This window comes from Bacteroides celer (genome assembly GCF_002632415.2).
GTDB lineage: Bacteria > Bacteroidota > Bacteroidia > Bacteroidales > Bacteroidaceae > Bacteroides.
On the sequence record NZ_CP178209.1, the window covers coordinates 5,390,466 to 5,401,991 of the forward strand.

Here is an 11,526-nt window from a genome sequence, read left to right on the forward strand (position 1 = left end):
TATCTCATAAATAAGACAGGGAGGGTATTAATTTATCTTATTCCTGAACTTCTTCATCGATTTCCGGTGCCACCATACGGTCATATTCTTCCCGCTCCTGCTCCCGGTCCGCTTTCTTCATTTCTTTGGTCAGCATCTCTTCGGGCATATACAGATTAAAAGGAATACGCATGCATTTCATCTTTTTCACTTCCCGGCTAAATTCAGGACAAGCCACGAAATAGACACGTGAAACAGACACCTTTCCCGGAGTTACCTGTTCGGGGCGTTCAAATCCCGGACTGGTCAGTGACGTATGGAAGGTGCCAAGTCCTTCGATAGTAACCGGCTGTCCGATAGACAACAGACTACGGATAGCATCAACCATTTCCGTCAATATACCATCTATCTGCCCGCGATGAAATCCACTCCGTTTTTCCATGTACTCAGCAAATTCTCTATTCCGAATCGGATCTATCAGTTTTTTGGGTACACCATACCATAATTCTTTTCTTTCTCCCGATGTTAAATCGGCTTTTTTTCTCACTACATAAGGCACTGCCATCGTCTATACTCCTTTCTTTTTTCGTTTATACTCGTGTTCTATCTGACACCCGGGTGTCAACACCATTGAGACCCGGGTGTCAAACATACCAACACCCGGGTGTCAGTGCTCATGAGACCCGGGTGTCAGATAAGTGTTGGCTGCAACAAAATTAAGTCTTTATTGCGAGAGAACAAAAGAATTCTTCTATATTTGTGCATCCCTACATTATACTAAAGAAAAACATAGAACTATGATTAAGATTCTTCTATTGATAGACTATTCAAGCGAATTTGACAGGAAACTGCTACGGGGACTTGTCCAATACTCCAAAGAAAACGGTCCCTGGCTCTTTTACCGGCTACCTTCTTATTATAGCGCAATGCATGGCGAACAAGGCATTTTGAAATGGGCCAAAGAATGGAAAGCCGACGCCATTATCGGCCAGTGGAATAACGATACGATCGATTTGCAGAAGGAGCTGAATATTCCGGTAGTACTACAAAACTACCATCACCGGAGCGTCACTTACTCTAATCTGACAGGTGATTATAAAGGTACGGGAAGAATGGCAGCCCAGTTTTTTGCCAAAAGAATGTTTCGCAACTTTGCTTATTTCGGTGTTAAAGGAGTGGTTTGGTCTGACGAACGCTGCGAAGGCTATCGGCAGGAGGTAAAACGTATCGGAGGCGAATTTTTCAGTTTCGAATCGGATAAGCAGGAAGATGAGATAAGAATGGAGGTAAGCCAGTGGTTGCAGGAACTCCCAAAGCCAGTCGCTCTATTTTGTTGTGACGATGCGCACGCCCTGTTCATTTCTGAAACTTGCAAAATGACGAATATTCCTATTCCGGAAGAAATTGCTTTATTAGGCGTGGACAATGACGAACTGATGTGTAATATTTCCGACCCTCCCATTTCATCCATAGAGCTCGAAGTAGAAAGAGGCGGATATTCTATCGGCAGACTCATCCACCAACAAATAAAGAAGGAACATGAAGGCACTTTCAATATTGTTATCAACCCCATCCGCATCGAACTACGCCAATCGACGGAGAAACACAATATTAAAGACCCTTATATTCTCGAAGTAGTGAAATATATAGATGCACATTACAACTCCGATTTGACCATAGAGTCTCTGCTTGCAAACATTCCGCTATCCCGCAGAAACTTCGAAGTGAAATTCAAAAACGCACTGAATACCTCTATATACCAATATATTCTGAATTGCCGGTGTAATCATCTTGCAGATCTACTGCTCACAACCGACCGTCCATTGGCCGATTTAGCAATGGAAGTAGGCTTTACAGACTATAATAACATTGCCCGGATTTTCAAGAAATTCAAAGGATGTTCACCTATTGAATACCGGCAGAAAAAGACTAGACAAAGATAAAATAAACGCTTTCTGAAGACTGTTTTTCGTTTTGACATTAAGATCATTCATGAGAATGACCTACCTTTGTTTTCATACCTTTCGAAATACATTTTAGATATTAATACTATGCAAAAACATACTATAAGAGGAAAAATAAGAACGATTATCTATCCTATTATTATTTATTTGGGGGTCACCTCAATAATGGGGTGCAAAAGATTAGAGATTAACCAGACAAAAAGAAACTGGAAGAAGCTATCCGCCTACTTTACCCCACCACCACTGTATCAGGAGAAATTTGGAACTTACCGCAATCCTCTTTTATTTTACAATGGAGATACAGTCAAAAACGCAGACGACTGGCTAAAACGAAGAAAAGAAATAAAAGACAAATGGTTGAACCTGATCGGTCATTGGCCGGCTATCATCACCAATCAAAAACTGGAGATTATAAAAACCACAGAACGCGAAGATTTCAAACAACATTTAGTGCGTTTTTATTGGACTCCTCTGGAACAGACTTACGGCTATTTACTGGAACCAAATAAGAAAGGGAAACATCCTGCCGTTATCACAGTATTCTACGAACCGGAAACAGCTATCGGATGGGGAGGAAAAGCTAATAGAGATTTCGCCTACCAATTAACCAAAAGAGGATTCGTTACTCTCTCAATAGGAACTAAACAGACCACCAAAGATAAGACTTACTCTCTCTATTACCCGACTATTAACAACTCCACTATGCAACCTCTTTCAGTACTTGCTTATGCGGCAGCCAATGCATGGGAAGTATTAGCCAGAGTCGAAAGTGTCGACTCTACCCGAATTGGTATCATGGGACACTCCTACGGTGCTAAATGGGCTATGTTTGCTTCTTGTTTATACGAAAAGTTTGCCTGCACCGCCTGGAGTGATCCGGGTATCGTCTTTGATGAAACCAAAGATAATTATATCAATTATTGGGAACCTTGGTACTTGGGGTATTATCCCCCACCCTGGAAAAAGATCTGGAGCAACAACGGCAATAACTCTTCAACAAGTGTCTATGCCAGGCTATGTAAAGAGGGGCATGATTTACATGAACTCCATTCTTTATTGGCTCCTCGCCCATTTCTCGTATCAGGAGGTTATTCTGATAATGTAGACAGATGGATTCCATTAAATCACTCTGTCGCAGTCAACCGGCTTTTGGGTTATCATCATCGAGTGGCAATGACGAACAGGCCCAAACATGATCCTACTCCCGAATCAAACGAAACTATATATAAGTTCTTCGAATGGTTCTTAAAAAGAAAAACGCCAAAAGAAGATTAACAATGCATTATTCTTCGTTTTTTGAAGATAGTTTTTCGTTTTTGCCACCGCACATGTCTTTGAAACAGAATACTTTTGTATCATTAACTAGTTAACCGGTCTAAAGAGACTATTGTTAGAAATTAAAATTTCAAATCGACGATCTAATATTTAAAAACTTATCATGCAATGAAGAAAATCAGATGGAATCCAAGGTTAGTAACCTCGTTGTTTATTACTCTTTTAATGTGCACTCTCGATTGTCTTGCACAAGAAGTAATAAAAGGGTTTGTGAAAGATGGTAATGATGAACCATTACCTGGCGTATCTGTAGCTGTCAAAGGTGCAACGAATGTCGGTACCATTACAAATGTTGACGGAAAATATAGCATTAATGCCCATAAGAATGACGTATTGGTATTCTCCTATATCGGAATGGTCAGCCAGGAAGTCAAAGTAGGTAATAAGACGAATATCAATATCACTCTTAAAGAAGATGTTTCCTCGCTGGATGAAATCGTAGTGGTAGGCTATGGAACTCAAAAGCGCGGTAGTCTGACCGCCGCCATATCTACTGTCTCCGATAAAGAAATCCTTAAAGCCCCAACCATGGGAATCAGTAATATCATCGGTGCACGTGTTGCCGGTATTTCCGCCGTACAAGCCAGTGGACAACCCGGTGCGGATAATGCCTCCTTGTCCATACGCGGGCAAAGTGGTATCATCTATGTTATTGACGGCATCAGAAGAAGCGCAAGTGACTTCAACGGACTCGATCCGAATGAAATAGAATCTGTGTCTGTATTAAAGGATGCATCAGCCGTAGCCGTTTATGGTCTGGACGCAAATGGAACATTCATTGTCACAACCAAAAAGGGACAAACAGATAAAGTCACCATTAGCTATACAGGTACTGTGGGTATCAGCCAGAATGCAGAAGAACAAGAATGGCTCGACGGACCGGGATATGCTTATTGGTACAATAAAGCCCGTCTTCTACAAGGTGATACGGAAGTGTTTACTGTCGACATGGTGCGCAAAATGCGCGAGGGTGTCGACGGATGGGGAAATACCAATTGGTACGATAAAGTATATGGAACCGGTGTTCGCCAACATCATAATATTTCAGCATCAGGAGGAAGTGAAAAGATTCGTTTCTTCACATCTATCGGTTATCTGGAGGAAAAAGGAAATATAGATAAGTTCAAATACCGTCGAATGAATCTTCGTTCTAATATCGACGCACAGCTAGCTAAAGGACTTAGTCTGTCATTAGGTGTTTCGGGGCGTATAGAAAAACGGGATGCTCCCAAATTTTCTGCCGATCCGGATGATTGGATGAATATTCCCCAACAGGTATGCTACGCTTTGCCATATGTACAGGACACTTATGAATATAATGGGAAAATATACGATGTTTCAACCCCGACTTCCGGTTCTCCGGTAGCTCCTATCGCATCCATATACGATTCAGGATATAACAGGTCCAACCAATCATATATGCAGTCTAATTTCAGTCTGAAATACGACACACCTTGGCTTAAAGGATTAAGTTTAAAATTTCAGGGAGCGTACGACTTAGTTCATGGGATGACTAAACAGTTGACCAAGCCGAATGAAGTCATGATTATGGATTTACCTAATGCAGCCACTACCACACTCACCTACCATAAGGACTACAGTGTGTTGAAAGATACACCTATATTATCCGAATCGGCATCACGCGCCCAAGAGTTCACTACGCAAACCAGTATCACGTATGATAACAAATTTGGAGATCACTCGATCGGAGTATTATTGCTGGCCGAAACACGGGAACGTAATAGCAACAATCTCGGTGTAACGGGAACCGGATTAGATTTCATTCAGTTGGATGAGTTGAACCAAATCACAGGATTCACCAAAGAGGGGAAAGAGCAACCTGCTATACCTTCGGGGAGCAGCAGCCAGACACGTGTAGCCGGTTTTGTAGGTCGTTTGAACTACAATTACGCTGACAAATATTATTTGGAGGCTTCACTACGCCACGATGGTAGTTATCTGTTTGGTGGTATGAACAAACGCTGGGTCACCCTGCCCGGTCTCTCTCTTGCCTGGAGAATCAATAATGAAAAATGGTTTCATGCTACTTGGGTAGACAATCTGAAATTAAGAGCAGGTATTGGAAAAACTGCAACCAGCGGCATCCAGCCTTTCCAATGGAGAAATACGATGAGCACATCCCCCAATTCTGTAGTAATAGGCGGAGCCAGTCAAACAGCTATCTATCCGTCCGTATTGGGAAATCCCAATTTGACATGGGCGCAATGCCTCAACTATAATATCGGAGTAGATGTAACTTTATGGAATGGATTATTAGGAATGGAACTGGATGCTTTTTATAAATATGAATATGACAAATTATCTTCCGTAACCGGTTCGCACACTCCTTCCATGGGAGGCTATTATTTTTCAACTGCAAACGTAAACAAAGCAGATTATAAGGGTTTTGATGTCACTTTTACACATCAGAACAGAATTGGAAGTTTCAGTTATGGAGCCAAATTAATCTGGTCATACGCATACGGAAGATGGCTCAAATATGCAGGTGACTCTGAAAATACACCGGAATACAGACGACTGACCGGAAAGCAAATCGGTTCGAAAATGGGATTCATTGCCCAAGGATTGTTCCAGAGTGAGGAAGAGATAGCCAACTCCGCTACCATGCCCGACCGACCGGCTTATCCCGGATATATCAAGTATATGGATAGAAATGGAGACGGTATTATAACCGTCAATCAAGATCAGGGGTATGTAGGTAAAAGTTCAAGACCGACCCACACAGGTTCTTTCAATTTATTTGGTAACTGGAAAGGATTCGATTTTGATATTTTGGCATCATGGGGGCTTGGCAGCGATGTTGCATTAACCGGAGTATATACGGCAACCGGTTCATCCGGAATCCAAAGCGCTACGGCCTTCACGCGTCCATTCTATCAGAATGGCAATGCACCAGTCTATCTGGTGGCAAACTCCTGGACACCCGAAAATACAAATGCAGAGTTCCCTTGTCTGGAAATCAATCCGAGAAGTTTGAATAACGGGCTGGCCTCCACATTCTGGTATCGTAACGGAAACTATTTGAGAATAAAAACAGCGCAAATAGGATACAATTTCCCTAAAAAATGGTTGAGTCCATTGGGAGTGGAAGCTCTTCGCCTCTATGTTGAGGGATACAACCTTCTGACTTTCAGCGCTGTGTCCAAGTACAACATCGACCCGGAATCTCCAGCTGTAAACAATGGATATTATCCGCAACAAAGGACTTATACACTTGGAGCTAAAATCACATTCTAAAATATACGCTATATGAAAAAGTTATGTATTAATATATCACTCTTCTTTATGTTGCTGACTTTAAGTTCGTGCAACGACTGGCTGGATGAAGTAAAACAAACGACTACCGTTAGTGATGAAATCATCTGGCAAGATGAAACCCAGGTTGACAAATATGTGAATAGTTTCTATCCCCTCCTGCATGATTACGGTCAATTTGGGGAGGCCCAATTCTACGGAAGTTTTACAGAAAGTCTGACTGACGCATTTAAGTATGGTTCATATACGCTGGGACACAGAGCCGGCCATCCTAATCTTTATGTACTAACACCGGATGCTATCTCTCCGGATAACTGTCTATACAGTATCTGGCTACGTTCAACAGCATACAAACAGATCCGAGAAACAAACCAATTTCTATCTCTACAAAGAAAATATTCCGAATTTTCAGCAGACAGAAATAAGCTTTGGGAAGCTCAAGTACGCTTTTTCCGTGCATTTGTATATTTCCAGTTAGCCAAAAGGCATGGAGGTGTCATCTTGTATGACGATCTGCCGGTATCAACTAATAAAGCCCGCAGCAGTGCTGAAGAAACCTGGCAATTCATAGCCGACGATCTTGATTTTGCAGCCAATAATTTACCCAAGGAATGGGATGCGGCAAATAAAGGGCGTATCACCAAAGGAGCAGCCTATGCACTGAAATCGAGAGCAATGTTATATGCCAAACGTTGGCAGGATGCCTATGATGCTGCTAATAATGTAATTGCACTCAAATTATATGGTCTGACGGACAAATATGAAGATGCATGGAAAGGGAATAATAAAGAAGCGATTCTGGAGTTTGATTATGATGCTGCCAACGGGCCTAATCATCTTTTCGACCGGTATTATGTACCACAATGTGATGGTTATGACAATGGTTCAACAGGAACTCCTACCCAGGAAATGGTAGAATGTTATGAAAGCAAAAATGGAGAAAAGATAGACTGGACACCCTGGCATGGCATTACTGATGAAACTCCTCCATACGACCAACTGGAACCTCGCTTCGCCGCAACTGTAATCTATAGAGGATGTACCTGGAAAGGGAAAAAGATGGATTGCAGCCTTGACGGAAAGAATGGTGTGTTTATGCCTTACCGGGAACAGGGTACTTCATACGGCAAAACCACAACCGGTTATTTTTTAAGGAAATTGTTAGATGAAACGCTGACAGACGTCAAAAATGGGAAAAGCGCCCAACCGTGGGTTGAAATTCGCTATGCAGAAGTTTTATTGAACAAAGCAGAAGCAGCTTATCGACTCAATAAGATCGGGGAAGCCCAAAGTGCAATGAATGAGGTACGCGCCAGAGTAAAAGTGAATTTACCGGGTAAATCCTCTACAGGCGAGGCTTGGTTCAAAGATTACAGAAATGAAAGAAAGGTTGAACTAGCCTATGAAGGTCATTTATTCTGGGATATGCGTCGTTGGGAATTAGCCCATATTGAATACAACAACTATCGCACACATGGCTTCAAAATCATTGGCGCTACCAATACATACGAATATGTTGATTGCGACGGGCAGGACCGCAAGTTTATAAAGAAATTATATGTCCTTCCTGTACCGTCTGAAGAATTGAAGAATAACTCATTGATTGAGCAATATGATGAATGGAAATAACAATAAAACTCTTAGAACAATGAAAAACAAAATTATATCAATCATCCAGGCATTAGTTCTTCTATGGGGAGTAACTAGTTGTCACAGTCCTGAAGAGTTGGGTTCTGACATTCAACGCGAAGGTATCAACAGCATCACTGCATCGTTTCCGAACGATGACAGCAGCGAAAATAGTTTCAAAGGTGAGATAGATTATACCAATCATTCAATCACATTTGTTTTCCCATACAATTATCCCAAATTGTCGGATAATGTATTGCCGACCTCTGCACTAAAACGGGTAAGATTGAGTGCCAGTTTAGCGAATAATGTCAGTGTAACTCCACCATTACTTTATATGGATCTTACCCAAGACAACTATATCACAGTGAAAGATCAGACTTCCGGGACTAGTACCGAATTCAAAGTAATAGGTGAAATCCGTAAGAGCAACGAATGTAGCATCACCAAATTCGATATTCCTGCCATAGGGCTATTGGGAGTCATTAATGAAAACGAAAAAACAATTTCATTAGTAACCATAGATAATGTAGGGGAGCAGATAGCTAACATTGATATCTCACATGGAGCAACATGCAGTCCCAACCCCGAAACAGAAGCACTAGACTATGAACAAGAACAGACCATCGTCGTCACAGCACAGAATGGCATAGATAAAGCAACATATACGGTAAAAAAAGATATTCCGCAAAAAACTGTTGCAGGTATTCGCCAAGGAAGCGGTAAGCTATTATGGTCTAAAAGACTATCTGAAATAAGCGGTATTCTGCTACCGGGTAAAGTAACCGGACTTGCAGTAGTCGACAAATATGTTGTCATCAACGAACGTGCCAATGATCGTGCCATTTACTTAAATAGCCAGACCGGAGAAATAGCAGGTTCTATGGATATCAGCCAATTTGCCGGTGATAATTCAAACTTCCATGCAACAGCAGATCGGGGAAATAATATTTTATTCTGCAGCTATACTCCATCAGGAGGTACTTTCACTGTATGGAAAGCTAATGGAGTGAATGAGAAACCACAGAAATATATTGAATATAAAACTGGCACTAACATAAGATTTGGTTGGAAGATCTCTATCCAAGGAGATTTGGATGCCAATGCCCTTATCACAACTCCGGTATTCCAAAAGGATAGTAAAGTGCAATTCGCCCGTTGGCGTGTCATAAATGGTACTTTACAATCACAAAGTCCGGAATTTGTCATTATGAGTTCCTCTCTACTGACTTCAAACTGGATTAAATGGGCGGATGTGATTTATGCTGATGACACTGATACTCAAAGTGACTATTTCTTGGCCAGCCATGTCACAGATACTTCTGCCAAACGCTATTTCTACTGGTTTAAAGGAACAGACAATAGCATAAAAGCGGCAAATACGGGTGCTCCGGGTAACACAATGATCAATGCCGTAGACTATGCCGTGTTCAACAAAGTACCTTATATCATTTACAATCATGTAAATAGTTTCAACTATGCCGTAACTGGTTCTGATGCTGTCCGTATGTATGATCTTAGTAGCGGCTCGTTCGACAACCAAATAATAGTATGTCCGGACAAGATATATGGAGGTCTCGAGAATTCCGGTCAAAACACCGAAGGAACCGGAGATGTCGTATTTAAAGTTGCCAAAAATGGTTATTATCTATACGTTTATCTCGTATTCTCTAATGGAGGCATCGCCTGCTACCAATATGACTGTATTGATATGTAATACAAACAACCAGTAATCAACCTTATAATATACCACTAAATATGAAATTAAAAAATTTATGGTTAATAGCAGTTGCAATACTCATATACGCTTGCAATGCAGAAGAAACGAGATCATGGGAAGTTACTTTTGATCCAAATAAGCCCAAAGATCCAAATGAACAAAGCATTATTAATGTGGCGGCAGGCAAATTCTATAAAATGAATGTTGTAGCCAACAGTGCCTATGCTGATAAAGCCCCTCTCGATCCCTGGACATCCGGCACCAAACTGACGGATGAGGAGACCGGTACCCTCTCGACTAAAAACAGAGGAGTCGGTTGGGATGCACAAACTGTAGAAGTAATAATTGATTTGGGATCATTACGCAATATCACAGAAGTATCAGTACATGCTATTTCCGATCCGACATCACAAATTGTATTCCCTGCTCAAATAGAAGTATCAACCAGCAAGGACAAAAGCCAATGGGAAAAAGCAGCCTCACCAATTACCTATTCCGACAGCAACGGAAAGTCGGACGCTTGGGGAAAAACAGACTTTAGTAATGTAGCATGCAGATATGTGAAAGCGACTCTCAAATCTTCAGCTTCCACCAGTACGATGATGCTCATCGACGAAATCAAGGTAATGGGAGAATTTCATAATGACATGAAGTACGTCCCCGAAAAAGGGTGTTATCATGGAGCATTCCCACCATTATACGGATTCGATCCGGAAGACCGCGAAGGAAGTACTGACCAGTGTGCCGTTGCCTTATTTGAAAAATTGGTGGGAAAGCAACTATCTATGATCTTATGGTATCAGAATATGGAACCGGGACGAAATTTCAGCGAAATGCAAACAGTACGTGAGAAATACTGGGGAAAAAACTATCAGGGCAAATACCGATTCTTCCTTTACGGATGGCTGCCCGTCATTCCCACCCAACAAATGGCAAATGGCGAACTCGACGATTTTCACAAATCATACTTCGCCGAAGTAGCTGCCCAAAAAGTACGTGACATGGGACCTATCTGGTTCAGACCAGCCAACGAAATGAATGGAAGCTGGACTCCGTATTACGGAGATCCCACAAACTATGTCAAGGCTTGGAGACGTATGTATAACATTGCAGAACAGTTGGGTGTCACTGCCTACAATGTCTTCGTATGGTCACCCAACAGTGTAAGCATGCCAGGTACAGAAGCAAACGCAATGAAAAACTATTATCCAGGAGATATGTATGTAGATTGGCTGGGAGTAAGCTGTTATCCACCATCGCTTAGTGCTACTTATCCGGAAGAAAGAAGATATCCGCTCACACTGATGCAAGGAATCAAGCAGGTATCGGCAGACAAGCCTATCATGATTAGTGAAGGAGGATACTCCAGCACATGCGACCACCAGAGATGGGTAAGAGAATGGTTTAAGCTGAAGGATGAAGAGCCACGTGTCAAGGCCGTCGTATGGGAGAATCACGAAAATGCAGAGAATGGTGACCGCCGTCTGCAAAGTGACCCTCTGGCACTTGAACTGTACAAGGAACTCGTCCAGGATCCTTACTGGCTTGATTTGATCCCGGATGCTGTGTACAGTGAAATTGAAACAAGAAAGAATAATTCAAAATAATCAAAGACAACAAGTA

General features: G+C 41.8%; 7 protein-coding genes. 6 read left to right on the forward strand and 1 reads right to left on the reverse strand.

Going from position 1 to position 11,526, the window contains the following annotated elements:
- Window positions 1-37: 37 nt before the first annotated feature.
- Complete coding sequence (locus CJF29_RS21650; RefSeq protein WP_004299627.1) at window positions 38-544, reverse strand: HU family DNA-binding protein; 507 nt, start codon at window positions 542-544, stop codon at window positions 38-40.
- 232 nt (window positions 545-776) lie between these two features.
- Here CJF29_RS21650 and CJF29_RS21655 point away from each other — a divergent pair, with 232 nt between their 5' ends.
- From CJF29_RS21655 to CJF29_RS21680, 6 genes are all read left to right on the forward strand, one after another.
- Window positions 777-1,922 carry a xylose operon transcription regulator XylR gene (locus CJF29_RS21655; RefSeq protein ID WP_099146337.1) on the forward strand — a complete coding sequence of 382 codons (1,146 nt, stop codon included), beginning with the start codon at window positions 777-779 and terminating at the stop codon, window positions 1,920-1,922.
- Window positions 1,923-2,030: 108 nt separating this feature from the next.
- Entirely contained in the window at window positions 2,031-3,218 is a 1,188-nt protein-coding gene (locus CJF29_RS21660) for an alpha/beta hydrolase family protein (protein ID WP_099146336.1), read from the forward strand.
- A 168-nt stretch (window positions 3,219-3,386) separates the two neighbouring features.
- Window positions 3,387-6,536: a SusC/RagA family TonB-linked outer membrane protein gene (locus tag CJF29_RS21665; RefSeq protein ID WP_099146335.1), complete on the forward strand. Its 3,150-nt coding sequence runs from the start codon at window positions 3,387-3,389 to the stop codon at window positions 6,534-6,536.
- A 12-nt stretch (window positions 6,537-6,548) separates the two neighbouring features.
- The gene (locus tag CJF29_RS21670) at window positions 6,549-8,183 is read left to right on the forward strand and encodes a RagB/SusD family nutrient uptake outer membrane protein (protein ID WP_004299618.1); all 1,635 of its coding nucleotides are present in this window, start codon (window positions 6,549-6,551) and stop codon (window positions 8,181-8,183) included.
- 19 nt (window positions 8,184-8,202) lie between these two features.
- On the forward strand, window positions 8,203-9,900 hold the full coding sequence (locus CJF29_RS21675) for a DUF5018 domain-containing protein (protein WP_099146347.1): 1,698 nt from the start codon (window positions 8,203-8,205) through the stop codon (window positions 9,898-9,900).
- A 41-nt stretch (window positions 9,901-9,941) separates the two neighbouring features.
- Entirely contained in the window at window positions 9,942-11,510 is a 1,569-nt protein-coding gene (locus CJF29_RS21680) for a glycoside hydrolase family 26 protein (RefSeq protein WP_008998012.1), read from the forward strand.
- Window positions 11,511-11,526: the final 16 nt, after the last annotated feature.

Bases quoted from the DNA above. Each gene is read 5' to 3' on its own strand.
- CJF29_RS21680 (WP_008998012.1), top strand. From the start codon at position 9,942: ATGAAATTAAAAAATTTATGGTTAATAGCAGTTGCAATACTCATATAC.
- CJF29_RS21655 (WP_099146337.1), top strand. From the start codon at position 777: ATGATTAAGATTCTTCTATTGATAGACTATTCAAGCGAATTTGACAGG.
- CJF29_RS21670 (WP_004299618.1), top strand. From the start codon at position 6,549: ATGAAAAAGTTATGTATTAATATATCACTCTTCTTTATGTTGCTGACT.
- CJF29_RS21660 (WP_099146336.1), top strand. From the start codon at position 2,031: ATGCAAAAACATACTATAAGAGGAAAAATAAGAACGATTATCTATCCT.
- CJF29_RS21650 (WP_004299627.1), bottom strand. From the start codon at position 544: ATGGCAGTGCCTTATGTAGTGAGAAAAAAAGCCGATTTAACATCGGGA.
- CJF29_RS21665 (WP_099146335.1), top strand. From the start codon at position 3,387: ATGAAGAAAATCAGATGGAATCCAAGGTTAGTAACCTCGTTGTTTATT.
- CJF29_RS21675 (WP_099146347.1), top strand. From the start codon at position 8,203: ATGAAAAACAAAATTATATCAATCATCCAGGCATTAGTTCTTCTATGG.